At 69.4% G+C, this 22,547-nt stretch carries 27 protein-coding genes; 18 read left to right on the forward strand and 9 right to left on the reverse strand.

Annotation, left to right across the window (positions count from 1 at the left end):
- Positions 1-209 precede the first annotated feature (209 nt).
- The 8 genes from rpmH (at position 210) to R0145_RS17980 (ending at position 6,102) form a co-directional block, all read left to right on the forward strand.
- Positions 210-347: a 50S ribosomal protein L34 gene (rpmH, locus tag R0145_RS17945; protein WP_153571839.1), complete on the forward strand. Its 138-nt coding sequence runs from the start codon at positions 210-212 to the stop codon at positions 345-347.
- 21 nt (positions 348-368) lie between these two features.
- Complete coding sequence (rnpA, locus tag R0145_RS17950; RefSeq protein WP_317838312.1) at positions 369-707, forward strand: ribonuclease P protein component; 339 nt, start codon at positions 369-371, stop codon at positions 705-707.
- 38 nt (positions 708-745) lie between these two features.
- A complete protein-coding gene (gene yidD, locus R0145_RS17955; RefSeq protein ID WP_317838313.1) occupies positions 746-1,081 on the forward strand; it encodes a membrane protein insertion efficiency factor YidD in 336 nt (111 codons plus the stop codon).
- A gap of 21 nt (positions 1,082-1,102) precedes the next feature.
- The gene (gene yidC, locus R0145_RS17960; RefSeq protein ID WP_317840274.1) at positions 1,103-2,167 is read left to right on the forward strand and encodes a membrane protein insertase YidC; all 1,065 of its coding nucleotides are present in this window, start codon (positions 1,103-1,105) and stop codon (positions 2,165-2,167) included.
- Between the two features lie 96 nt (positions 2,168-2,263).
- Entirely contained in the window at positions 2,264-2,926 is a 663-nt protein-coding gene (locus R0145_RS17965; protein ID WP_317838314.1) for a protein jag, read from the forward strand.
- A gap of 3 nt (positions 2,927-2,929) precedes the next feature.
- Complete coding sequence (rsmG, locus tag R0145_RS17970) at positions 2,930-3,619, forward strand: 16S rRNA (guanine(527)-N(7))-methyltransferase RsmG (RefSeq protein WP_317838315.1); 690 nt, start codon at positions 2,930-2,932, stop codon at positions 3,617-3,619.
- Between the two features lie 627 nt (positions 3,620-4,246).
- On the forward strand, positions 4,247-5,011 hold the full coding sequence (locus R0145_RS17975) for an AAA family ATPase (protein ID WP_317838316.1): 765 nt from the start codon (positions 4,247-4,249) through the stop codon (positions 5,009-5,011).
- The gene (locus tag R0145_RS17980) at positions 5,011-6,102 is read left to right on the forward strand and encodes a ParB/RepB/Spo0J family partition protein (RefSeq protein ID WP_317838317.1); all 1,092 of its coding nucleotides are present in this window, start codon (positions 5,011-5,013) and stop codon (positions 6,100-6,102) included. Before R0145_RS17975 ends, R0145_RS17980 begins: the two co-directional genes overlap by 1 nt.
- A 234-nt stretch (positions 6,103-6,336) precedes the next feature.
- On the opposite strand, the gene R0145_RS17985 is transcribed toward R0145_RS17980, so the two are convergent.
- From R0145_RS17985 to R0145_RS18000, 4 genes are all read right to left on the reverse strand, one after another.
- The gene (locus tag R0145_RS17985; RefSeq protein WP_411742062.1) at positions 6,337-6,738 is read right to left on the reverse strand and encodes a DUF3817 domain-containing protein; all 402 of its coding nucleotides are present in this window, start codon (positions 6,736-6,738) and stop codon (positions 6,337-6,339) included.
- A gap of 106 nt (positions 6,739-6,844) precedes the next feature.
- A complete protein-coding gene (locus R0145_RS17990; protein ID WP_317838318.1) occupies positions 6,845-7,600 on the reverse strand; it encodes an SURF1 family protein in 756 nt (251 codons plus the stop codon).
- Positions 7,601-7,602: 2 nt separating this feature from the next.
- Entirely contained in the window at positions 7,603-8,667 is a 1,065-nt protein-coding gene (locus R0145_RS17995) for a D-alanine--D-alanine ligase (RefSeq protein ID WP_317838319.1), read from the reverse strand.
- A 19-nt stretch (positions 8,668-8,686) separates the two neighbouring features.
- Positions 8,687-10,003 (reverse strand): PLP-dependent aminotransferase family protein, encoded by a 1,317-nt coding sequence (locus R0145_RS18000; RefSeq protein WP_317838320.1) that lies wholly within the window; start codon positions 10,001-10,003, stop codon positions 8,687-8,689.
- 90 nt (positions 10,004-10,093) lie between these two features.
- Here R0145_RS18000 and R0145_RS18005 point away from each other — a divergent pair, with 90 nt between their 5' ends.
- Together R0145_RS18005 and R0145_RS18010 are read left to right on the forward strand one after the other, a co-directional pair.
- Entirely contained in the window at positions 10,094-10,750 is a 657-nt protein-coding gene (locus R0145_RS18005; protein ID WP_317838321.1) for a GNAT family N-acetyltransferase, read from the forward strand.
- A complete protein-coding gene (locus tag R0145_RS18010) occupies positions 10,747-11,484 on the forward strand; it encodes a hypothetical protein (protein WP_317838322.1) in 738 nt (245 codons plus the stop codon). Before R0145_RS18005 ends, R0145_RS18010 begins: the two co-directional genes overlap by 4 nt.
- Positions 11,485-11,509: 25 nt before the next feature.
- Here R0145_RS18010 and R0145_RS18015 read toward each other — a convergent pair whose 3' ends face one another.
- The 5 genes from R0145_RS18015 to R0145_RS18035 all read right to left on the reverse strand — a co-directional run bounded on the left by R0145_RS18015 (position 11,510) and on the right by R0145_RS18035 (position 15,149).
- Positions 11,510-12,031, reverse strand: coding sequence for a hypothetical protein (locus tag R0145_RS18015; RefSeq protein WP_317838323.1), 522 nt, complete (start codon positions 12,029-12,031; stop codon positions 11,510-11,512).
- An 83-nt stretch (positions 12,032-12,114) separates the two neighbouring features.
- The gene (locus R0145_RS18020; protein WP_317838324.1) at positions 12,115-12,447 is read right to left on the reverse strand and encodes a thioredoxin family protein; all 333 of its coding nucleotides are present in this window, start codon (positions 12,445-12,447) and stop codon (positions 12,115-12,117) included.
- Positions 12,448-12,490: 43 nt separating this feature from the next.
- The gene (trxB, locus tag R0145_RS18025) at positions 12,491-13,426 is read right to left on the reverse strand and encodes a thioredoxin-disulfide reductase (RefSeq protein ID WP_317838325.1); all 936 of its coding nucleotides are present in this window, start codon (positions 13,424-13,426) and stop codon (positions 12,491-12,493) included.
- A 77-nt stretch (positions 13,427-13,503) separates the two neighbouring features.
- Entirely contained in the window at positions 13,504-14,505 is a 1,002-nt protein-coding gene (locus tag R0145_RS18030; protein ID WP_317838326.1) for an LCP family protein, read from the reverse strand.
- A gap of 56 nt (positions 14,506-14,561) precedes the next feature.
- Positions 14,562-15,149 (reverse strand): hypothetical protein, encoded by a 588-nt coding sequence (locus tag R0145_RS18035; protein WP_317838327.1) that lies wholly within the window; start codon positions 15,147-15,149, stop codon positions 14,562-14,564.
- Between the two features lie 102 nt (positions 15,150-15,251).
- Between R0145_RS18035 and R0145_RS18040 the strand changes: the two genes are divergently transcribed.
- From R0145_RS18040 to R0145_RS18075, 8 genes are all read left to right on the forward strand, one after another.
- The gene (locus tag R0145_RS18040) at positions 15,252-16,238 is read left to right on the forward strand and encodes a LysR family transcriptional regulator (RefSeq protein WP_317838328.1); all 987 of its coding nucleotides are present in this window, start codon (positions 15,252-15,254) and stop codon (positions 16,236-16,238) included.
- A 30-nt stretch (positions 16,239-16,268) separates the two neighbouring features.
- Positions 16,269-17,570: an AI-2E family transporter gene (locus R0145_RS18045; RefSeq protein WP_317838329.1), complete on the forward strand. Its 1,302-nt coding sequence runs from the start codon at positions 16,269-16,271 to the stop codon at positions 17,568-17,570.
- A 59-nt stretch (positions 17,571-17,629) separates the two neighbouring features.
- Positions 17,630-19,285, forward strand: coding sequence for a fumarate hydratase (locus tag R0145_RS18050; RefSeq protein ID WP_317840275.1), 1,656 nt, complete (start codon positions 17,630-17,632; stop codon positions 19,283-19,285).
- A 211-nt stretch (positions 19,286-19,496) separates the two neighbouring features.
- Positions 19,497-19,820: a DUF3841 domain-containing protein gene (locus tag R0145_RS18055; RefSeq protein WP_317838330.1), complete on the forward strand. Its 324-nt coding sequence runs from the start codon at positions 19,497-19,499 to the stop codon at positions 19,818-19,820.
- A gap of 102 nt (positions 19,821-19,922) precedes the next feature.
- Positions 19,923-20,180: a type II toxin-antitoxin system prevent-host-death family antitoxin gene (locus R0145_RS18060; protein WP_317838331.1), complete on the forward strand. Its 258-nt coding sequence runs from the start codon at positions 19,923-19,925 to the stop codon at positions 20,178-20,180.
- A complete protein-coding gene (locus R0145_RS18065) occupies positions 20,165-20,563 on the forward strand; it encodes a type II toxin-antitoxin system VapC family toxin (protein WP_317838332.1) in 399 nt (132 codons plus the stop codon). Before R0145_RS18060 ends, R0145_RS18065 begins: the two co-directional genes overlap by 16 nt.
- Before the next feature lie 232 nt (positions 20,564-20,795).
- Positions 20,796-21,884 (forward strand): AmmeMemoRadiSam system radical SAM enzyme, encoded by a 1,089-nt coding sequence (amrS, locus tag R0145_RS18070; protein ID WP_317838333.1) that lies wholly within the window; start codon positions 20,796-20,798, stop codon positions 21,882-21,884.
- 49 nt (positions 21,885-21,933) lie between these two features.
- Positions 21,934-22,464 (forward strand): YbhB/YbcL family Raf kinase inhibitor-like protein, encoded by a 531-nt coding sequence (locus R0145_RS18075; RefSeq protein WP_317838334.1) that lies wholly within the window; start codon positions 21,934-21,936, stop codon positions 22,462-22,464.
- Positions 22,465-22,547 lie beyond the last annotated feature (83 nt).

The raw sequence follows: 22,547 nt of genomic DNA on the forward strand, positions 1-22,547 counted from the left end.
GCGGGCTGGTCGGCGTGTCGAGTGGACAACGCCGTAGGCAGGATTCTTGCACCGGAAGGGTCGGACACGCCAGAGGTTCGGCGGACCGTGGTGGCGAGAATTGCCTTCGCGGAGCCGTCCGCGTACCGTGGTCCGGTCACCACCGTGGTGTCCGTACGCGTATCGGCCCTCGGTACGTCCTGTCGATCTCAGTTCCTGGGGAGATATTCGTGAGCAAGCGCACCTACCAGCCGAGCAACCGGCGCCGGGCCCGTACCCACGGCTTCCGCACCAAGATGCGGACCCGTGCGGGTCGCGCCACCATCGCCCGTCGTCGCGCCAAGGGTCGCGAGAAGCTCTCCGCCTGACGTACGACCACCGTCGCACGGATGTTGCCCAGCGGCGCTCGGATGCGCTCCTCCGATGAGTTCCGGCTCACGGCGCGCCGTGGGGTCCGTGCGGCCCGACCGAGTGTCGTGGTGCACGCCCGACTCGGTGACAGCCCGCCTGCCCAGGTGGGCTTCGTCGTATCCAAGGCTGTGGGGAACGCGGTGACCCGGAACCGTACGAAACGCCGACTGCGCCACCTGGCCGCCGCACGGTTGGCCGGGTTGCCGGCGACCGCCCGGGTGGTCGTCCGGGCACTGCCGGCCGCCGCCGCGACGCCGGAGCGACTGGTCGACGACTTCACCGCGGCATGGGACCGTGCCCTCGCCCGGGTACGCTGATATCGGGGCGCGGGGCACGGGGACGTAGAAGGATCACGATGAAGTACCTGCTGATCGGCTTCCTCAAGCTCTATCGCGCCGTGATCAGCCCGCTCTACGGGCCGGTCTGTCGCTACTACCCCTCCTGTTCGGCGTACGCCCTGGAGGCGGTCCGGGTGCACGGGTCGATCAAGGGCAGCTGGCTGGCCGCCCGGCGCCTGGGCCGGTGCCATCCCTGGGCCGCCGGTGGGTACGATCCGGTACCGGGAACACCTGCAGCCGAGGAGTGGGCCGAGGAACAGGCAGCCAAGGCCCGCCAGGCCGCCGCCGGGCTCCACTACGAGCCTGGCGTGACGGCCGGCCCCGATGATTTGTCCACCCGCTCGACGTCATAGAGGTCTGTAACCGACATGGATCTGCTCCAGCCGCTCCTGGTTCCCCTGGCCGGGATCAACGATTTCTTCAGCGCCATCGCGCAGCCGCTCTACTGGGTGGTTTCCGGCATCATGGTCGGCTTCCACTGGCTGCTCACGCCGGTCTTCGGCGCCGGCAGCGGCGCCGCTTGGGGCCTGTCGATCGTGCTGCTGACAGTGACCGTGCGTGCCGCGATGATCCCGCTGTTCGTCAAGCAGATCAACAGCACCCGCGGCATGCAGGAAGTGCAGCCCAAGCTGAAGGAGCTGCAGAAGAAGTACGCCGACGACCGGGAGCGGCTCGGCCAGGAGACGATGAAGCTCTACAAGGAGGAGGGCGTCAATCCGATGGCCTCCTGCCTGCCGCTGTTGATCCAGACGCCGTTCTTCCTCGCCCTCTACCGGGTGATCGACGGGGCGTCGCGGGGCGAGGCCCGGGGCTCCTGGCTGGCCGGTCCGCAGCACCAGCAGCTGCTCGACTCGCTGACCCACGCGACGATCTTCACCGTGCCGCTGTCGGGCCGGTTCTGGCCGTTCGAGAACGGGTTCGGCGGGGTCCAGGTCCTCACCGCGGTGATGACCATCATCATGGTGGTCGCCCAGTTCTTCACCTCACGTCAGATGTACTCCCGCAACATGTCGCCGGCGGCGATGACCGGGCCGATGGCGCAACAGCAGAAGATGATGGTGTACCTCTTCCCCGCGATGTACATCTTCTTCGGTGCCACCATCCCGGTGGGTGTGCTGATCTACCTGCTCACCACGACGCTGTGGTCCTTCGGCCAGCAGGAGTGGATCATCCGGAACAACCCCTCCCCCGGCACGCCGGCCTACCTCGACTGGGAGGAGCGGATCCGCGCCAAGGGTCTCAATCCCCGCAAGGTGCGCCCCGGGGACAAGCTGACCCGCGCCCGGATCGCCGAGCTCAAGGCGGCCGAGGCCGCCGAAGTGGCGGCACAGCAGCAGGCAGCGCCGAAGAAGCAGAAGAAGGCGGCGCCGCCCTCGGCCGCGACCCGGCACCAGCCGACGCAGAGCAGCCGGGCCAAGCGCGCCGGCAAGAAGAAATAGGACGCAGCAGTCAGGTCGTCCGTGCCGCCGGGCCCGACGCAGGCCCGGTGGCGTACGCACCCCTTGGTTTTCACTGTTCCCATCGAGGAGTTTCCCATGACCGATACGGATGTCAGCGCCGAGACCGTGGACCCCTCGCCGGAAACCACCGGCGGGCCCGACCTCGCGGAGCACGCGGCGGAGCGGGGGGAGGTACCGGCGGAGACGCTCGCGGCGGACGACCAGGGGTCTGCACCGGCCGACCAGGAGCCGGATGACGTCGAGGACGAGGACGGTGACGATCTGGCGGACGACGGGCCGGACGGCCCCCTCGAGGTGGAGGGCGAGGTCGCGGCCGACTACCTGGAGGAACTGCTCGACATCGCCGACGAGGACGGCGACATCGACACCTTCGTGGAATCCGGCCGAGCGCACGTCTCGATCATCACCGACAGCGACGTCCTGATCGGGCGCAACGGCGAGGTGCTCGAGGCGCTCCAGGAGCTCTCCCGGCTCGCCGTTCTGGTCGAGACCGGTCACCGCAGCCGGCTGATGCTCGACATCGGCGGGCACCGGGAGCACCGGCGCCGCGAGCTGGAGGAGCTGGCCGCCGACGCGATCGAAGAGGTCAAGGAGACCGGCGAGTCGGTGCGGCTGACCCCGATGAATCCCTTCGAGCGCAAGATCGTGCACGACGCCGTGGCCGCGGCGGGGCTGTTCTCGGAGTCCGAGGGCGAGGAGCCGAACCGGCGGGTCGTGGTGATGGCCGCCGAGGACTGACCGATGTCGGAGACGATGCCGCCCGGCGAGGCCCAGGTCGAGATTCCCGACCCGGATATCGTCCGGGCGGTTTTCGGTCCCCAGGAACCGATCATCCGGGCGTACGCCGAGATCCTCGCCACCCGCGGGAGCGAATGGGGACTGATCGGCCCGCGCGAGACCCCCCGGCTGTGGGACCGACATCTGTTCAACTGCGCCGCACTGCTGTCGCTGCTCCCCCACGGCTGCACCGTCGCCGACGTCGGCTCCGGGGCCGGGCTGCCGGGACTCGTCCTGGCGATCGGCCGGCCGGACGCCAGGGTGAATCTGATCGAGCCGTTGCAGCGGCGAGTGAACTTCCTCGAGCTCGCCGTGGCGGAACTGGAGCTCGGTGACCGGGTCGAGGTGCTGCACGGACGCGCCGAGGAGTTCGATCCCGGGACTGGGTTCGATGTAGTGACGTCCCGGGCCGTCGGGGCGCTGACCAAGTTGATCGGCTGGTGCCTGCCGTTGGTACGGACCGGTGGTGCGGGGGGCGGCGGGGAGATCCTGGCGCTGAAGGGTGTCGGCGCGCAGGCCGAGGTCGAGAAGGCCACGAAGGAATTACGCAAGGCGCGGCTGAGCGCCGAGGTGTTGAGCGTACGCGCCGACCCGCGGACGGCGTCGACGACCGTCGTACGGCTACGCCGGACGGTTCGTCAGGAGCGATTCTGAGCGGAGTGATCGGCGCCTGGTGACTGCGGATCGGCGGCGGCCGGGCTGACATGGCCGACTGGGGAAGTGTGCTGAGGCCCGGTCCGGCAGTGTTTCACGGGAAACATTCGTGGCTGTGCCGGCTTCGGTTGTGGCTGTGCCGGCATCGATGCCCGAATATCTCTCTTTCTAGCATAAATCCTAGATAAATCTTCTCCCGAGGGAGGCGCGTCGGCGGCGTCGGTCGGCCGTCCGCGGCGGTCGTCCGTGGCGTGAGAAGGCAGTCGGGGACGTGTCGGAAGTGATGAAGACCGCGTCGCCGTATCGATGCGCGGTGTTGCGGATGCGCGAATGACGGTGGTGTGATTTCATGGATGTCACACGCTGACCGGTTCGACGAACAAGGTCTGGCGAACATTGTCGGAACCGGGGATGAGGGTGGAAGCCCCACGCCTCCCCCGCTGGCCGCGAAAGGTCCCTACCCAGATGGCTCTTCTGAAACGGCGCGCCTCGACCCCCCACGGGCCGAAGCGGGCACTCTACGAGACGGATGAGACCCCGGAGATCGAGACGCCGGATGATCTGGACGATGTTTCACGTGAAACACGCCCCGCTCTCCCCCGCCCTCCGGCCCCGAGGATCGTTGCGGTGGTCAACCAGAAGGGCGGCGTCGGGAAGACCACGACCGCAGTGAACCTGGCCGCCGGCCTCGGCTTCGGCGGCCTCAACGTCCTGCTGGTCGACCTCGACCCGCAGGGCAACGCGTCGACGGCGGTGGGCGGCGAGCACCGCGACGGCGAGCCGGGCACATACGAGGTGCTGATCGATCAGGAGCGGATCGCCGATCACGCCCAGCTGTCGCCGGAGGCGCCCAACCTGAAGGTGTTGGTGGCCACGATGGACCTGGCCGGTGCGGAGATCGAGCTGGTCTCGGTTGTTTCACGTGAAACACGCCTGAAGCGAGCTGTCGACGCGTACGTCGCCGAGCATGACGTCGACTACGTCATCATCGACTGCCCACCCTCGTTGGGGATCCTCACCGTCAATGCGTTCGTCGCTGCCGAGGAGTTACTCATCCCGATCCAGTGTGAGTACTACGCGCTGGAGGGTCTCACCCAGCTGCAGCGATCGATCGCGATGGTCAAGGCCAACATCAACCCGGCCCTGGCGCTGCGGACGGTGATCCTGACGATGTTCGACGGACGTACCCGGCTGTCCTCCGACGTGGCCGGGCAGGTCCGGCAGTACTTCCCCCAGGAGACGATGGAAACCGTCATCCCCCGGTCCGTCCGGATCGCGGAGGCACCCAGCTACGGACAGACGGTCATCACCTATCAGCCCGCCTCGGCGGGCGGCCAGGCCTATCTGGCGGCAGCAGAAGAGTTGGCACGACGCGGAGCGGAGCAGTACTGATGGCAGAACGACGAGCAGGACTCGGGCGGGGACTCGGTGAGCTCTTCCAGCGGACCGATCTGGATGCCCCGCCGCACCCGGTCGACCAGCACGTCATCGTCGACACGATGCATCGACAGACCGAGGAGTCGACGCGACCGGTGGTCTCCACCGTACCGACGCCGGAGGAGACCGCACCGACACCGGGTGAGCACGACCGGCCGCGCCAGAACGCGGTCGAGCAACCCGCGGTGGAGCCGGACGCAGCCGAATCGGAGAGTACCGTCGTGGACCCCTCGAACGGGTACTACGCCGACATCCCGATCGATCGGATCCATCCGAATCTCAAGCAGCCCCGCCAGGTCTTCGACGAAGACGCCCTCGATGAACTGGTCGGCTCGATCCGCGAGGTCGGCCTGCTGCAGCCGATCGTGGTCCGCGAGGACGGCGAGGGTGCGTACGAGTTGGTCATGGGGGAGCGACGCTGGCGAGCGTCATCCCTGGCCGGGCTGGAGACGGTGCCCTCGATCGTACGGGAGACCGCCGATGACGACATGCTGCGGGACGCGCTGCTGGAGAATATCCACCGGGTCCAGTTGAACCCGCTCGAAGAGGCGGCGGCCTATCAGCAGCTGATGGAGGACTTCGGTTGCACCCAACAGGAACTGGGGGCGCGGATCAAGCGGTCTCGCTCACAGATCGCGAACATGATCAGATTGTTGAATCTTCCACCATCTGTGCAGCGGCAGGTGGCTGCAGGGGTGCTGTCGGCGGGACATGCCCGGGCGTTGCTAGGTCTGACCGACCGGTGGGCCCAGGAACGTCTGGCCACCCGGATCGTCACCGAGGGGCTGTCGGTACGGATGACCGAGGAGATCGTCGCCCGGGGTGGCGGCGACGGACCTCGTCCCGGCCGTCGGTCGGCGCGGGACAGGGATCCGCAGCTCCAGGAGCTCTCCGCCCAGCTGGGTGACTACTTCGACACCCGGGTCGAGGTCACTCGAGGGGCGCGGAAGGGCAAGATCGTTCTGGAGTTCGTCTCCGAGGCCGACCTGGAACGGATCATGGCTCTGCTCAAGCCCGGCAGCCGGCGGCCGGCCCGCACCGCCTGAGGTGTCGGCCCCCGCCGCCCGACCCCTGGGCGCGTACCGCCTGACGCACCGCAGTGCGGGCCGGGATGGCGGTGGGGGAGCGGGGGCCGAAGAGAAGGCGCTGTTATCGGTGGCTGGGTAGCGCGATGATCGTAGACTCTACGGCTATCTATTAATCATTTGATAGAGCCAGATATGAGCTGATCGTTCGGGGCGGTCGCCACCGGCCACTGCGCCTGGCCGGGTCTGCTCGACTCAGGCCTCGAGCTGGTTCGGAGAATCGGACCCCGCGGCGGGGATCTCGGCAGCCCCGGTGGCAGCCGCATCGGCCTCGGCGAGGTGGCGGCGGACGTTACGGGTCGCGTAGTGCTCGGCGACGAAGGACAGGAACGGGATGGTGCCGGCCAGCGCGATCAGCAGCAGGTTCACCCAGGGCCACTTCACCCGGCGACCGATGTCGTACGCGGTGATCAGCAGCACCATGTAGAGCCAGCCGTGGGCCACCCCGAGGTAGGAGACCATCGCCGGACTGTGCCACACGTACTTCAGTGGCATGGCGACGCAGACCAGGGCGACGAGCAGGCAGCCCACCACCCAGGCCATCACGCGGTAGCGGGTGAGAGCGGCCAGGATGGCCGAGCGCTTCTGGGGATCCATGTTCCTCTGTTCCTCTTCCTCGGGTAAGGGTGGCGGTGCGGGACGGGCAGCGGTCGGGGCTGGGTCGGCGGTGGCGCGGCGGGGCGCGGCGGGAGCAGCCGCCGGGTCAGGACATCCGATCGGGATCGGGCCCGATCTCATCCTGCGTGATGAGACCAAGATCGGCGAGCCGACGCCGATCGGCGGCACGTCCGAGGTGGCCGGCGAGGTAGATCGCGAAGCCCAGGGCGCACGCGGCGAACACCCACCACTGCAGGGCGTAGCCGAAGTTCTGCACCGAGCCGCGGCCGGACGGCAGATTCGGGGTGGCCGGCTGCAGGCCCTGGCCGGTGGCCAGGTCGTCCGGCAGGGTGACATAGCCGGCGATCATCGGGTCCGGCCAGCGCTGCACCAGGACGGGCAGGTAGACCGAGCCGATCTGTCCGTCCGGCACCGACCCGGTGGCCTGTGCATCCGAGGCGAGCAGCACTCCGCGCTGGTCCACCGCGCCGGTCGGCGCCGGTGGGGGAGTGGTCCCGGTCGACTCCCCGCGGATCACCGGCACCAGCGTGCCGTCCGCGGTCCGCAGCGGGGTGAGCACCCGGAACGTGCCCGGCCTGCCGTCGACCGGGATCAGCAACTGCTCCTCGGGCACGTACGTCCCGGTGAAGGCGACAGTCCGTCCATAGCCGTCGGTGATCTGCTGCCCCGCCTGAGCCACCGAGACCAGCGGCACGGCCGGCTCGTTCATCCTGGCGACCGCGCCGTGCTGGCCCTGGTCCTGGAAGACCTGCATCTGCCACAGGCCGAGCCCGATCATCACCCCGGCGAGCACCAGCCCGACGAGGAGCAGCGCGACCTGTTGGATCCGGGTCCGCACCATGGTCAGGGGAGCTGACGCCGGCGGGCCTCGCGGACCAGTGCCTCGCAGACCTCCCCCAGGTCGAGGCCGGCGGCGTCGAGTTCGAGCGGCACCAGCGAGGTCTCGGTCATTCCCGGGGCGACGTTGCACTCCAGGAAGTAGGGCACCCCGTCGCGGATGATGATGTCGGTGCGGGAGATGTCGCGCAGATGCAGCCGGTCATGGACCCGCAGCGCCATGTCGGCACAGGCCTCAGCGACCTCGTCCGGCACCTCGGCCGGGGTGATGAAGCGAGTGGTGCCGGCGGTGTAGCGGGAGGAGTAGTCGTAGTCGCCGGAGTCGGGGCGGATCTCGACCGCCGGCAGCGCCCGGGGGCCGTCGCCGCGGTCGATGACCGTCACGGCCACCTCGATCCCGTCGATGTAGGTCTCCACCACCGCGACATCGCCGTACGCGTACGCGCCGACCATCGCCGAGGCGAGCTCCTCGCGGCCGGTGACCTTGGAGCAGCCGAGCGAGGACCCGGAGCGCGACGGCTTGACGAACATCGGGAAGCCGATCCGCTCGCCGAGGGCGTCCATCAGGGCGCGGGCCCCGAGCTCGCGGAACACCTCGTCGGGCAGGGCGACCTGCTGCGGCGTGGTGAGCCCGATGCCGCGGATCACCGAGGTGGCGATCGACTTGTCGAAGGCGACCCGGCTGTCCGCGCCGGTGGCTCCGACGTACGGCACGCCGAGCAGCCCGAGCACCTCCCGCAGCGACCCGTCCTCACCGGTGGCGCCGTGCACCAGTGGGAACACCACCGGGTCGTCGAGGTCGCGGAGCAGGGTGACCAGGTCGGAGTTCACGTCCGACTCGACCACGGTGCAGCCGCGGTCGCGCAGCGCCTGGGCGACCCGGCGGCCGGACCGCAGGGACACCTCACGCTCGTGGGACAGGCCGCCGGCGAGCACCACGATGGTGCCCAGCGCGGTCCCCTCGAGCGGGGCCGACGGGGTGCCCAGTGCCGGGCCGGAGAGCGGGCCCTCGCCGGTGGCGTCGGTCAGTGGTGCCTCGGGGGTGGGGATCTGGTTGCCGGTGGCGGTCATCATTCCTCCTGGACGCTCGTCACGCCTGGTCGGGGCGGGGACTGGTGGGCTCCACGACGCTGTGCGGATGGGTGGCCCCGGGATGGACGCCGAACGTACGGTTCAGCTGGGACTCCCGGTTCAGCACCTCACCGAGGCGCCGGACCCCCTCCCGGATCCGTTCCGGGGTCGGATAGCAGTACGACAGCCGGATGTTGCGGGCGCCCAGATCGTCGGCGTAGAAGGCTGTGCCAGGGGTGTAGGCGACCCGATTCGTCACCGCGCGGGGCAGCATCGCCTGGGAGTCGATCCCGACCGGCACGGTCAGCCAGACGAAGAATCCGCCGCGCGGGTGGGTCCAGCTGCTGCCGGCGGGCATGTACTCGGTCAGTGCCTTGAGCATCGCGTCGCGGCGCTCCCGGTACATGTCGCGGAAGACGTCGATCTGGTGGCGCCAGTCGTGCACCCGCAGGTATGTCGAGACCGCGTACTGGGAGAACGTCGGCGGGGAGAGCGTCGCGGACTCCTGCGCCAGCACCAGCTTCTCCCGGACGGCGTGCGGGGCGAGCACCCAGCCGACCCGGAAACCGGGGGAGAAGGTCTTGGAGAAGGAGCCCATGTAGAGCACCTGCTCACCTTCCATCGACCGGATGGCGGGCAGTCGCTCGCCCTCCAGGTCGAGCAGGCCGTACGGGTTGTCCTCGACGATCAGCAGGCCGGTCTCCCGGGCCACCTCGAGGATCGCCTTGCGGCGCTCCAGCGTCATGGTGATGCCGCTGGGGTTGTTGTAGTTGGGGATGGTGTAGAGGAACTTCACCTTCTGGCCGGCGGCGGTGAGGGTCAGCACGGCCTCCCGGAGCCGCTCCGGGACCAGACCGTCCTCGTCCATCTCGACGTGGACGACCCGGGCCTGGTAGGAGGCGAAGGTGCTCAGCGCGCCGACATAGCTGGGCGCCTCGGCGAGGATGACGTCACCGGGGTCGCAGAAGATCCGGGTGATCAGGTCGAGGGCCTGTTGGCTGCCGACAGTCACCGTGACATCGTCCGGGTGGGCCCTGATGCCCTCCTCGGCCATCACCTCGCAGATCTGCTCGCGCAGCATCGGCTCACCCTGGCCGGAACCGTACTGCAGGGCCTTGGGGCCGGCGGAGGACTGGATCATGTCACCCAGCGCGTTCGCCACCATGTCGAGGGGCAGGTCCGCGATGTTCGGCATGCCGCCGGCGAGCGAGACCACCTCGGGTCGGTTCGCGACGGCGAAGAGAGCTCGTACGGCCGACTCCTTCATCCCGAACGCCCGGGCGGCGTAGCGGTCGTGGTAGAGGTCGAGTCGGGTGTCACGGCGTTGAGGTTCCATCGAGCTCACCCCGCCCAGTGTGCCACCCACGCCCGAGGCGGGCCGCGCTGTTCAGATTGTCCGTGCCGTCCCCGGGAATAGGATGGAGCCATGGCCGGCGTCGAGCAGTTGAAGGTCGAGCCGTTGCAGCCCGGCGGGGTGTCCCGGCTCCCGATGGTCTGTGCCGACTGCCCGCTGCCGCACACGGTGCCCCCGGGGACCGGACAGTCCTGGGTGGACGCCGCCGCGCACACCTGGGGCTTCTGCGGGGTCCAGGCCCGGATCGGGGACACCCCGGTCGGCCACGTGCTGATCTCCCCGCCGCTCAACGCGCCACTGCGCGGGCCGTACGCCTCGGCCGGGGTGAGCCCTGATGCCGCGGTGATCCTGCAGTTCTGGGTCGACCCGGACCATCGCGGCCGGGGGGTGGGCCGGCACCTGCTCGAGGAACTGGCCGCGCTGCTGGTCCGGCGCCGGGTCGCCGGGCTGGAGATCCGCGCCTCCCGGACCGGACCGACCTGCGTCGCCCCGCCGGAGGACTGGCTGCTGGCGCACGGCTTCCGGGTGCTGCGGGAGGACGTCCTGGCGTCACGGCTGCGGATGGACCTGAAGGCCACCCGGTCCTGGTTGCCGTCCTGGTCGGCGCTCGTCGACGGGGTGCGGGGGCTGGTCGGGCGGCCGGCGCCGGCCGGTCCGGAACCGGCCCGCCGGCCCGCGCCGGGGCCGGAACCGGCGCACCGGTCCGGCCCCCGTAGGCTGTCTCCGTGAACGAGAGTGTCGAGGACATCCGGGACCGGGTCGCCGCGGCGGCCCGCAGCATCCTTCCCGCCGCCCCCAACGGTGCCGGCGCCCAGGTCGCCCCGCTGAGCGAACAGCAGCTGCGGGTGACCTACCGGGACGGGAGCTTCCGGATCCTCGACGTGGGCGGCTTCGTCGCCGTCGGTGACCTCTCCGAGTCGGCGATCCACGACTGGACGTACGCCATGCTGGTGAGCACCGGGGCGCTGCCGTCGTACGTCCCGGTGGACGAGCTCGCGCCGACCATCGTCGGCACCGACCTGCCCGACTGGATCCTGTCCCGTCCGGTGGGGGAGGACCTGCTGGAGGCGATCAGCCACGGCGAGGGGTACGTGTCGACCGCCGACCTGTCCGCCTGGGAGGTGGACGCCGACCAGGTGTTCTCCGCGGTCCGCAGCCGCTTCGCACTCAGCCGGTTCGAGCCGGTCACCCGCGAGGACGGCGTGGTGATCGTCTCCTCCGACGACTGGACGGCGAGTGCCTGGGCGCTCTACCCGACGGTGCTGAAGATCGCTCTGGGGGTGTTCGACGCCCCGGCGCTGGTCTGGCTGCCCGACTCGGGACATCTGGTCGCTGCCGCGGCGAGCGATCCGGCGGCGATCGAGACCGCCCGGACCGTCGCCGCCAGGCTGTACGCGGAATCCGTGCGGCCGCTGACCCGGGAGGCGTACGTCGCCCACAGCCGCCGGCTGGAGAAGGCCTGAGGCCCTGGTCTACTGGGAGACGGTCCTACTGGGAGACGATCGAGGTGGCGACCGCGGCGCTCTGGGCGACGACCTGCTCCAGGGTCTGGTCGGCCAGACCGACCCCGACCACGCCGACGTTGTCGCCGCGGACCACGCAGACGTCCTGTCCGGTGCTGTAACGGCCGCACATCCCGGCGCCGACCTGGCGCACTGCCGTGATGCCGAGGTCGTCGACCAGACCGGAGATGTCGCTGACCGGGCGGACCGCCATCACCAGCAGCTCCTTGTCGTTGCCCTGGTAGTAGGTGCCGGTGACGGTCTGCGCCTGGCCGCCGCCCAGCGCCATGGTGGTCGGCGAGGGCTGCGCGTTCGGGTCGATCACCAGGTCGCCCGCCTTCCGGGGCAGCACGATCGGGGTCGTGGCCGGGTTGGCCGAGGAGGCCTTCGAGCCGGCCTGCGAGGACAGCCAGCCGATCAGGACGACCACCCCGAGCACGACGACCGCGGCCGCGATCGAGACCAGCACGGTCATCTGCCTGGTGGACTTGTCACGGGCTGTGCTCATCGGTTCCTCCGGTCGGTGCCTCGCGGTCGGGGCGCACGGAGTCAACAATAACCGGGCCCCCGGAGGCGACGGCGGGGTCGCCGTCAGGCGAGGACGGACTCCACCGCGTCCTGCAGCTCCCGCTTGGTCTTCGCGCCCTGGAACCGCCGGACCTCCTGCCCGGCCACGAAGATCTGCACGGTCGGCACGCCACGGACCCTCTGGGCGTCGGGGGTGACGGCGTTGGCGTCGGTGTCGAGACGCAGGAACCGGACCCGGTCCCGGTAGCGTACAGCCAGCTCTTCCAGGATCGGATCGAGCTGCCGGCACGGGGAGCACCAGGTCGCCCAGTAGTCGACGAGCACCGGGACCTCCGCGGCGAGCACCCGCTCGGCGAAGGTCGTATCCGTCACGGCGTCCAGGGTCGGATTCTCCACGGGGCGGGAGTCTAGCCCGCCCCGCGGATCAATTCCGGGGGTTTCAGACGCCCTGCGCGGCGAGCCAGCGCTCGGCGTCGAGGGCCGCGGCGCAGCCCGTCCCGGCGGCCGTGATCGCCTGCCGGTAGGTGTGGTCGACCACGTCGCCGCAAGCGAAGACGCCGTCGAGGTTGGTGGCGGTGCTGTCCCTCGCGACCCGGACGTAGCCGCCCTCGTCGAGCTCCACCTGGCCGCGGAACAGCTCCGAGCGAGGGTTGTGACCGATCGCGATGAACAGCCCCTCCACAGGAACCTCGCGCAGGTGACCGGTCGTCGTGTCCTTCAGGGTGACCGACTCGACCTTGCCGTCGCCGTTGATCGCGGAGACCTCGCTGTTCCAGGCGAAGGAGATCTTCGGGTCGTCCATCGCCCGGTCGACCATGATCTTGGACGCCCGCAGCTGGTCACGCCGGTGGATCATCAGCACCGACCGGCCGAACCGGGACAGGAAGGTCGCCTCCTCGACCGCGGAGTCACCACCGCCGACGACGGCGATCGGCTTGTCCCGGAAGAAGAATCCGTCGCAGGTGGCGCACCAGGACACGCCGTGGCCGGACAGCCGGTCCTCGTCGGGCAGGCCGAGCCGGCGGTAGCCGGAGCCGGTCGCCAGGATCACCGCCCGGGCGTGGTGGATGTCATCGTTGGAGTCCTTGACCACCTTGACGTCACCGGTCAGGTCGACATCGACGACGTCCTCGGTGATGAACTCCGCGCCGAACCGTTCGGCCTGGGCCCGCATGTTGTCCATCAACTCGGGTCCCTGGATGCCCTCGGGGAAGCCAGGGAAGTTCTCGACCTCGGTGGTCGTCATCAGGGCGCCGCCAGCGTCCACGGCACCCTCGATGACCAGCGGCTCCAGCTGCGCCCGGGCCGCGTAGATGGCCGCGGTGTAACCGGCCGGGCCACTGCCGATGATGATCAGGTCGCGTACGTCGCTCATGGGTTTCCTCGTTCGGGGGTCGGTCGCCGGGACAACCGTTCTGTCCGGCCCATTATTCCCGCTCCCCCGGTCCCGGCTCACCCCTCCGGATACCTGGTCCGGTACTGGTCCACCGTGTCGTTCTTCAGCGCGTCGCTCAGTTCGGCCAGCTTGGCCTCGTCGACGATGTCGATCGCCTGCTTGTCGGCCGACCAACCGGTCCCGGCGACCGGAGCCTGCATCAGGTGGATGTCGTCGCCGGTGATCCCGCGCAGCGACATGCCGGTCTTGAGCAACTCGGTGTCGGTCAGCCCGGCGTCGACGGTGAGGTACTTCGAGAAGCTGGAGACGAAGTTCGTGAACTGCCCCGGGTTGGCCAGCACATCGGTGCTCAACGCCTTGCGGATGATCGCCTGGACGACGGTGCGCTGCCGTTCGGCGCGGTCGAAGTCGCCGCGGGGCAGGTCGTAGCGTTCCCGGACGTATGCCAGCGCGTTGTCACCCTGGAGGGTGACGTCACCCTGCGGGAAGACCATGTCCTGGTGGCTCGCGTTCGGGTTGTACACGGTGACCCCGCCCAGGGCGGTGGTCATGTCCTTGAACCCCTGGAAGTCCGTGGTGACGATGTGGTCGATCGGCACCCCCAGCAGGTCCTGCATGGTCCGCACGGTCAGCGCCTGGCCGCCCCAGGAGTACGCCGCGTTGATCTTGGCGCTGCCGTGGTCGGGGATCGGCACCCACATGTCACGCGGGAAGGAGATGATCGTGACGCTCTTGCGGTCGGCCGGGACGTGGACCAGCATCAGCGCGTCGCTGCGGCCCCGCTCGGAGCTGACGTCGCGGGTGTCGGTGCCCATCACGATGTAGTTCAGCGCGTCCCCCTGCTTCGGCTGCGGGGTGATCACACCGCTGGTGCGGTGCACATTGCTGTCGAAGGAGGTGCGGATCGCGTTCAGGTAGAGGCCGAGCGCACCGACGACGATCAGGATGACCGCGAGCAGCGCGCCGACGGCGATCAGCACCGGGTGGCGCCGCTTCGCGGGTCTCTTTCCCGGGTCCCCCGTCGCGGCCGCTGCTTCTCCGTACGGGCTGTCGGTCATCTGCCATCCTCTGAACGCCTGGTGTCGTGCTGCAGACCAGTCTGGCCATCCACGGGTCACTTCCCAACCGCGGAGCCGTGGAATTGGACCGCATTGTGCTTCCCGTCACGTGGGTCGACCGCGATCGTCACGTTCCCGGCGTCCGCGCGGGGGATGGCGAACCCGACGTGCGCCTTGCGCTGCGCCCCGGCCGGGACCGGGTCGGCGAAACCCACCCCGAAGGTGCCGCCGGCATCGCTCAGCATCACCGCGCCGACGGTGTCCCGGTAGTACCCGTGGATCACCACCCCGGTCGCGTCGTACGCCGCGGCGGTGGAGTTGGTGATGACGACGTCCGCGACCACCACCTCGCCACCGGTGCCCTCCGCGCCGATGATCCCGGCCGGGGCGGTGGCCGCGGTGATGCCGTCGATCTGGATCGCCAGGCCGTCGGGGAAGTCGGCCGCCTGGTCGAGGGTGAGCTGCTCGCCCACCGGCGGGGTGCTCGGCGGGTCGGTGAGGTCGGGCGCCGGCGTGGTCGCGGCGTCGGAGCTGACGGCGGGCGCGGAAACCGCCGGGGATCCCGTCGCGGTGGGCGTACCGGCCGCAGAACAGGCCCCGAGCAGGGGGATGAGGAGCAGGAGGGCGGCCGCGCCGTTTCGCATGACCCGACGGTAGCCGACCAGCCGGGGTGTAGAGGAAAGTCCTGCGCCCGCGATTCACAGGAACTTATGGATTACGAAAGAAGTATCACGTAGAATCGGCGCATGATCGAGGTCAAGCACCTGCGGCTGATCGCAGCCATCGACAAGTACGGCACCCTGTCGGGCGCCGCTCGTGAGCTCGGCCTCTCCCAGCCCGCCATCACCCAGCAGATGCAGCGGCTGGAGAAGGAGCTCGGCACCCCCCTGGTGACGAAGCAGTCCCGCGGGGTCAGTCTCACCTCGGCCGGCCGGGTGTTGCTGCGGCATGCCGGCCAGGTGCTGCCGTCGTTGTCCCGGGCCGAGTCCGAGATCGCCGCCATCGCCGGCCTGCGCGGCGGCGAGATCCGGATCAGTGCCTTCGCCTCGGGGGCGGCGGCGCTGCTGCCGGGCGCCCTGGCGCGGATGGCCGACGAGCACCCCGGGATCAGCTTCCGGCTCGGTGAGGCCGAGACGGAGGAGTCCCTCGAGCTGCTCCGCAAGGGCGACTGTGAGATCGCCCTGGTGTACGAGTACCACTCCGAGAACATGACGCTGCGCCGGCCCGATCTGCGCCACGATCCCGACGAGATCTGGCAGACCGCGCTGGAGGAGCACATCTGGGTGGCCATGCCGCGGTCGCACCCGCTGGCGGCCGAGCCGGCGGTGGACGTGAGCGATCTGGAGGGTGCCCGGTGGATCTCCGGCTGTCCCTCCTGTCAGGGCAACCTGGTCGACGTCTGTTCGGTGGCCGGCTTCCAGCCCGACATCACGTACGAGACCGACGACTACATCGCCCTGCAGGGCCTTGCTGCCGCGGGGCTGGGCGTCGCCCTGCTGCCGGACCTGATGCTGATGGCCACCCGGAGCGACTCCGACCTGGTCCTCAAGCCCCTGCTGCAGCAGCGGTTCCGCCGGGTGTCGGTGGTGACGACCAAGGCACTGGCCTCGGTGCCCGGCGTGTTGGAGACGATGCATGCCATCGTCGAGGTCGGCCAGAACCTGCCGCTGCCGGAGGCGGTACGCGAGCCGGCGGCGGTCGCGGAGCGGGAGGCCGTCGGGGAACCCGCATAGCGGCCGGGTCCGGGACCCGGAGAGCCCACAGTGAGCGATCGGACGCCGTCCGCCCGCACCGGCCGCGGCCGTGGGAGCGCCCTGATCCGCGATGACGCGCCGCTGCCGATCGGGATCGGTCTGATCCTCGTCTCGGCGGCGCTGGTCGTCGTCGCGATCGGACTGCGCTACATCGCCGGGATCGTCGGGCCGACGTTCCTCGCGCTCACCCTGGTGCTCACCGTCGGTCCGATGCGGCAGCGGCTGGTCCGCTGGCACCTCCCCGGCTGGCTGGCCAGCCTGCTGATGCTGATCCTGCTCTACGCGGTGATCTTCGGCATCCTCACCGGAGTCGCGGTGTCGATCGCCCAGCTGGTGCAGGTGCTGCCCCGGTACGCGGGCACCGTCAACGAGATGTCCGGCGAGGTGCTGCGGTGGCTGTCGGAGCGCGGGATCGACACCTCCAACGCCGACCTGCTGCTCGGCCAGCTCGACCTGGGCCGGATCATCCAGCTGCTGCAGGGCCTGCTGGCCGGGGTCTCCTCGGCCGGGACGATCATCTTCGTGCTCGCCATGGCGGTGGCCTTCCTGCTCGTCGACTCCACCGCGATGGAGGGCAGGCTGGCGTCCCTGCGGCAGTACCAGCCGTACCTGGCTGCGGCACTCGGCGACTTCGGCTACCGGGTGCGTCGTTACTGGGTGGTCAACACCCTGTTCGGCCTGATCGTGGCGGTGCTGGACACCATCGTGCTGTTCGCGCTCGGGGTGCCGTTGCCGTTCGTCTGGGGCCTGTTCGCCTGGGTGACCAACTACATCCCCAACATCGGCTTCGTCGTCGGTCTGGTCCCCCCGGCGCTGCTCGCCCTGCTGGACGGCGGCCCGGTGGAGGCGCTGATCGTGGTGATCGCCTACTCGGTGCTCAACTTCGTCATCCAGGCGATCATCCAGCCGAAGTTCACCGGGGACGCCGTCGGGCTGAACACCACCGTGACCTTCGTCTCACTGGTCTTCTGGACCAGTGTGATCGGCGCCCTGGGGTCGATCCTCGCCGTGCCGCTGACCCTGTTCGCCAAGTCGCTGCTGATCGACTCCAGCCCGCGGCTGCAGTGGGTGAACGTCTTCCTGCGCTCCAAGGACGCCGAGGAACCGCCGGTCCGACCCCAGTGGCAGCTGCACCATGTCCCCTCGCTGCCACGGTGGCTGCCCTGGACGGATCGCCCGGCGGCCGGTGGATCGGCGGAGACACCGGCGAGGGAGACGGAGAGCCCGGCGAGGGAGACGGAGAGCCCGGCGAAGCCCGGCCCGGCCGACCAGCACCCGGTGGGAGACGGTCAGACCGACGTGGAAAGATGACGAGCACCACCGTGATCCGCACGAAGGAGTGATCCGTGACCGAGTTCTTCTATGAGGACATGCTGCCGGCCGTCACGCCGGACGAGACGCCGTACCGTCTGCTCACGACCGAGGGGGTCCGGACCGTCGAAGGGCCCGGTGGGCGTACGTTCCTCGAGGTCGACCCGGAGGCGATCACCCTCCTCACGGAGACGGCGATGCACGACATCGCCCACTTCCTGCGTCCGGCGCACCTCGCCCAGCTGGCGAAGATCCTCGACGACCCGGAGGCCTCGAACAACGACAAGTTCGTCGCCCTGGACCTGCTGAAGAACGCCAACATCGCCTCCGGCGGGGTGCTGCCGATGTGCCAGGACACCGGCACGGCGATCGTCTCGGCCCACCGCGGACAGCAGGTGCTGACCTCGGTGCAGGACGAGGTGCCGATCTCGCAGGGCGTCTACAACGCCTACACCCGGCTCAACCTGCGCTACTCGCAGAACGCCCCGCTGACCATGTGGGACGAGAAGAACACCGGCTGCAACCTGCCGGCCCAGATCGACATCGCCGCGGACACCCACCCCGGTCACGAGACCGAGTACGAGTTCCTCTTCATGGCCAAGGGCGGCGGGTCGGCCAACAAGTCCTACCTGTACCAGGAGACCAAGGCGATCCTCAACGAGGACGCCATGATGGAGTTCCTCGACGAGAAGCTGCGGACCCTCGGCACCGCCGCCTGCCCGCCCTACCACCTCGCCGTGGTGATCGGCGGCACCTCCGCGGAGGCCGCGCTGAAGACCGCGAAGTACGCCTCCGCGAAGTACCTCGACACGCTGCCCACCGAGGGATCGGCGAGCGGCCACGGCTTCCGCGATCCGGCGATGGAGCAGAAGGTCCTGCAGCTGACCCAGGACTTCGGCATCGGCGCACAGTTCGGCGGCAAGTACTTCTGCCATGACGTCCGGGTCGTCCGGCTGCCGCGGCACGGCGCCTCGCTGCCGGTGGCCATCGCGGTCTCCTGCTCCGCCGACCGCCAGTGCAAGGGCAAGATCACCCCGGAGGGGGTGTTCCTCGAGCAGCTCGAGTTCGAGCCCGGCCACTACCTGCCCGAGGTCACCCACGAGCACGTCGGTGCCGAGGACGAGGCCGTTGCGGTCGACCTCAACCGGCCGATGGCCGAGGTGCTCGCCGAGCTGACGAAGTACCCGGTGAAGACCCGGCTGTCGCTGACCGGCACCCTGGTCGTCGCCCGCGACATCGCCCACGCCAAGATCCGCGAACGCCTCGACGCCGGCGAGGAGATGCCGCAGTACCTCAAGGACCACCCGGTCTACTACGCCGGCCCGGCCAAGACCCCGGAGGGGATGGCCTCCGGCTCGTTCGGGCCGACAACCGCCGGCCGGATGGACTCCTACGTCGACCAGTTCCAGGCAGCCGGCGGCTCGATGATCATGCTGGCCAAGGGCAACCGGTCGAAGGCCGTCACCGACGCCTGCGCCGCACACGGCGGCTTCTACCTCGGCTCGATCGGCGGCCCGGCGGCCCGGCTCGCCCAGGACTGCATCAAGAAGGTCGAGGTGCTGGAGTACCCCGAGCTCGGCATGGAGGCCGTCTGGCGGATCGAGGTGGAGGACTTCCCGGCCTTCATCATCGTCGACGACAAGGGCAACGACTTCTTCTCCTCGGTCAGCAAGCCGATCGCCCGGACCATCCCGGTGCGGGCGGGAGCCAAGTAGGCCGAATCGGAGGATCGGCGGGTCCCCACCGCACCTCCACCTCCGCGTTTCGCCCGTGCATTGGTGTTGGACTACAGACGACAACGCTCGGGCGAAACGCGGAGGCCGCCGGCCGAGTCTCGGTGCGGTGTCAGTGCCGGAGTGAATCATCATGGACGTGAGCGAGACATCGCCAAGTACGCCAGAGGCGAGGTGTTGCTGACCGTCCGCGTTGCTCGAGAGCGCGCCCCTGCTCAGTGAGTTCTCGGATTGGCACGCCGTGCTGAATCGCTACCTCCATGTGCCGGTGAACCCTGGCGAGTCGGAGGACGAGTGGGAGTTGCGCTGGACCGCGCTCGATGACGACTTCGGCGCGCGAGCGAAGCCTTACGACGCGGCCCCGATCACCGAATGGCCCGACGAACTGCGTGCCGAGATCGAGTCTTCGTGGGAGGCGATCTTCGATCCGGCGACATGGCGACCGAAGCTCAACCTCCAAGCCACGATCAGTGAACTCCGCACCGCTGATGTTGTTCGGGCGGTCCGTATCCGCTGAGTGAAGGGCGTCAGCGATGTCACTCGTGCCCATCCAAGGTTGCTCTTTTGGGTGAGGTCCTTTGGGTGAGACCGGAATCTGAGTATCAGATATGATGGCTTCATGCGAACCCTCACTGCGACTGAGGCGTCTCGTCATTTCTCCGACCTGCTCGACGCGATCGAGGCCGGCGAGACCGTCACCGTGACCCGAGGAGGCCGGCCGATCGTCGAGATGCGCCCCGCGCCCCACCGCACCGGGCGTGATCTCCGTACGGCCCTGGCCGGCCTGGCTCCGCCGGATGACCGGTTCGCTGCCGACATCGCGGACGCTGTGGCGAATCTTACCGACGAGCAGGCGGACCCATGGGCAGACGTCTGATCCTCGACACCAATGTCCTGATCGACTATGAACGCGGCGCCGTCGACCGGGCTGCGCTGGACGACGATGAGCTGGCCATCGCCGCCATCACCGTGGCCGAATACCGCACCGGTATCGAGCTGGCGGATACGGCGGAGCGTGCCGCCGCTCGTTCCCGCGCGCTGGCGGTGATCACCGACACCGTGGACGTGCTGGAGTACACGGAGGCCACCGCTGTCCAGCATGCCCGGCTGATCGCTGCTGCTCGACGGTCCGGGAAGCCCCGCGGAGCCCATGACCTGATCATCGCCGCGCATGCTGCCCAGACCGGGCGGGTGCTGCTCAGCCGGGACGCGTCAGCCCGCTTCGCCGACCTGCCCGGTGTGGTGGCCGAGGAGCCGTGACCGGGTGACATCAGCCCGACGAGGACAAGGTGCGTACCGGTCCGGTCGGTGATCCACAGATGTCCGCCCTGCAGGCCCGTACGGCGCGAGCGGAGCGACTAAAATTTGTTCCTAGCACAACGCCGAGCGGCGCGGCATCCCGGTCGTAGGACCAGGCCCCTCAGGGGCCGCCGGGACCGGGCCCGACCGGGCCCACCGCGAGAGGTGTACCCGCTCGGCAGGAGGAACCATCATGTCCACTCCGTCCCCCGCCCCGTCCCACCCCGCCCGCTACTGGCACGCCCTGGACGACGGCCGGCTCCAGTGCGACGTCTGTCCCCGTGAGTGCCATCTGCGCGACGGGCAGCGCGGATTCTGTTTCGTCCGGATGCGGGAGGGTGACCAGATCGTCCTCACCACGTACGGACGATCGTCCGGCTTCTGTCTCGACCCGATCGAGAAGAAGCCGCTCAACCACTTCTACCCGGGCACCTCGGTGCTCTCCTTCGGCACCGCCGGCTGCAACCTCGGCTGCAAGTTCTGTCAGAACTGGGACATCAGCAAGTCTCGCGAGATGGACCGGCTGATGGACCAGGCCTCTCCCGAGGAGCTCGCCGTCGCGGCGCAGCGGTACGGCTGCGAGAGCGTGGCCTTCACCTACAACGACCCGGTGATCTTCACCGAGTATGCCGTCGACACCGCGCTGGCCTGCCGGGAGCGGGGCGTACGGACGGTCGCGGTGACCGCCGGCTACATCCAGGGCCAGGCCCGACGGGACCTGTTCGCGGCGATGGACGCGGCGAACGTCGACCTGAAGGGATTCACCGAGGAGTTCTACCAGCAGCTCACCGGCGGGCACCTGCTGACAGTGCTCGATACCCTTGTCTACCTCAAACATGAGACATCGGTATGGTTCGAGATCACCACACTGCTGATCCCCGGCCGCAACGACGGTGACGAGGAACTACGGGCGATGACCCGGTGGATCCTCACCGAACTGGGCCCCGACGTCCCACTGCACTTCTCCGCCTTCCACCCCGCCTGGCGGATGCAGGACGTTCCCGCCACGCCGCGGGAGACCCTGATCCGGGCCCGCGAGATCGCCCTGGAGACCGGACTGCACTTCGTCTACACCGGCAACGTGCACCACCGCGAGGGGGACACCACCTACTGCCCGACCTGCCGCTCGGCGCTGATCGTCCGCGACTGGTACGATCTGCGCAGCTATCGGCTCACCGCCGACGGGCGGTGTCCTGACTGTGGGACGGTGATCCCGGGTCGTTTCGCCGCGACGCCGGGACACTTCGGGTCACGGCGGATCCCGGTGCGGCTGGGGCTGTGAGCCGGGCCGTTCGAGCCGCCTGGGTGGACCCACCGCGAAGGAGCGCCAGATGGAGAATTCCCCGTTCGCGAAGCTGCGGGACGTGCCGCGCTTCCAGCTGACCAGCACCGACGTCACCGACGGGGAGGAGCTGGCGCCCCGGCACCGGTCCCGGAGGATGCAGATCCCCGGCGGGGAGGACGTCTCGCCGCAGCTGAGCTGGTCCGGCTTCCCGGCGGCCACCCGGTCGTTCGCCCTGACCTGCTACGACCCGGACGCGCCGACCCAGTCGGGCTGGTGGCACTGGGCGGTGCTCGACCTCCCCGTGGACTGCACCGACCTCGCCACCGGCGCGGGCAGCACGACCGAGCCGGGGCTGCCGGAGGGTGCGCTGACCCTGCGCAACGATGCGGGGACGGCGGGCTACCTCGGTGCCGCACCGCCGGAGGGGCACGGCCGGCACCGGTACTTCTTCACCGTGCACGCGGTCGACGTGGAGCGGCTCGACCTGTCGCCGGACGCCACGCCGGCGACACTCGGCTTCACCCTGTTCTTCCACACTCTCGGGCGCGCCTGGCTGACACCGATCTTCGGTCGGTGACGCCGGGCAGCGCACAGGATGACCGATCGCGCAGAACGACCCGGGTGTGGCCCCCGGTGGGCATCGTCCACCGGGGTGAGCGC

Source organism: Raineyella sp. W15-4 (assembly GCF_033170155.1).
GTDB lineage: Bacteria > Actinomycetota > Actinomycetes > Propionibacteriales > Propionibacteriaceae > Raineyella.

What these genes read in the sequence shown, in the direction of transcription:
- R0145_RS17965 (WP_317838314.1), top strand. Translation starts at nt 2,264, where the DNA reads ATGACCGATACGGATGTCAGCGCCGAGACCGTGGACCCCTCGCCGGAA.
- rnpA (WP_317838312.1), top strand. Translation starts at nt 369, where the DNA reads ATGTTGCCCAGCGGCGCTCGGATGCGCTCCTCCGATGAGTTCCGGCTC.
- R0145_RS18065 (WP_317838332.1), top strand. Translation starts at nt 20,165, where the DNA reads ATGGGCAGACGTCTGATCCTCGACACCAATGTCCTGATCGACTATGAA.
- R0145_RS18000 (WP_317838320.1), bottom strand. Translation starts at nt 10,003, where the DNA reads ATGGAACCTCAACGCCGTGACACCCGACTCGACCTCTACCACGACCGC.
- rsmG (WP_317838315.1), top strand. Translation starts at nt 2,930, where the DNA reads ATGTCGGAGACGATGCCGCCCGGCGAGGCCCAGGTCGAGATTCCCGAC.
- R0145_RS17995 (WP_317838319.1), bottom strand. Translation starts at nt 8,667, where the DNA reads ATGACCGCCACCGGCAACCAGATCCCCACCCCCGAGGCACCACTGACC.
- R0145_RS17980 (WP_317838317.1), top strand. Translation starts at nt 5,011, where the DNA reads ATGGCAGAACGACGAGCAGGACTCGGGCGGGGACTCGGTGAGCTCTTC.
- R0145_RS18015 (WP_317838323.1), bottom strand. Translation starts at nt 12,031, where the DNA reads ATGAGCACAGCCCGTGACAAGTCCACCAGGCAGATGACCGTGCTGGTC.
- trxB (WP_317838325.1), bottom strand. Translation starts at nt 13,426, where the DNA reads ATGAGCGACGTACGCGACCTGATCATCATCGGCAGTGGCCCGGCCGGT.
- yidD (WP_317838313.1), top strand. Translation starts at nt 746, where the DNA reads ATGAAGTACCTGCTGATCGGCTTCCTCAAGCTCTATCGCGCCGTGATC.
- R0145_RS18005 (WP_317838321.1), top strand. Translation starts at nt 10,094, where the DNA reads ATGGCCGGCGTCGAGCAGTTGAAGGTCGAGCCGTTGCAGCCCGGCGGG.
- R0145_RS18050 (WP_317840275.1), top strand. Translation starts at nt 17,630, where the DNA reads ATGCTGCCGGCCGTCACGCCGGACGAGACGCCGTACCGTCTGCTCACG.
- R0145_RS18040 (WP_317838328.1), top strand. Translation starts at nt 15,252, where the DNA reads ATGATCGAGGTCAAGCACCTGCGGCTGATCGCAGCCATCGACAAGTAC.
- R0145_RS18075 (WP_317838334.1), top strand. Translation starts at nt 21,934, where the DNA reads ATGGAGAATTCCCCGTTCGCGAAGCTGCGGGACGTGCCGCGCTTCCAG.
- R0145_RS17990 (WP_317838318.1), bottom strand. Translation starts at nt 7,600, where the DNA reads ATGGTGCGGACCCGGATCCAACAGGTCGCGCTGCTCCTCGTCGGGCTG.
- R0145_RS18060 (WP_317838331.1), top strand. Translation starts at nt 19,923, where the DNA reads ATGCGAACCCTCACTGCGACTGAGGCGTCTCGTCATTTCTCCGACCTG.
- R0145_RS18030 (WP_317838326.1), bottom strand. Translation starts at nt 14,505, where the DNA reads ATGACCGACAGCCCGTACGGAGAAGCAGCGGCCGCGACGGGGGACCCG.
- R0145_RS17985 (WP_411742062.1), bottom strand. Translation starts at nt 6,738, where the DNA reads ATGGATCCCCAGAAGCGCTCGGCCATCCTGGCCGCTCTCACCCGCTAC.
- amrS (WP_317838333.1), top strand. Translation starts at nt 20,796, where the DNA reads ATGTCCACTCCGTCCCCCGCCCCGTCCCACCCCGCCCGCTACTGGCAC.
- R0145_RS18035 (WP_317838327.1), bottom strand. Translation starts at nt 15,149, where the DNA reads ATGCGAAACGGCGCGGCCGCCCTCCTGCTCCTCATCCCCCTGCTCGGG.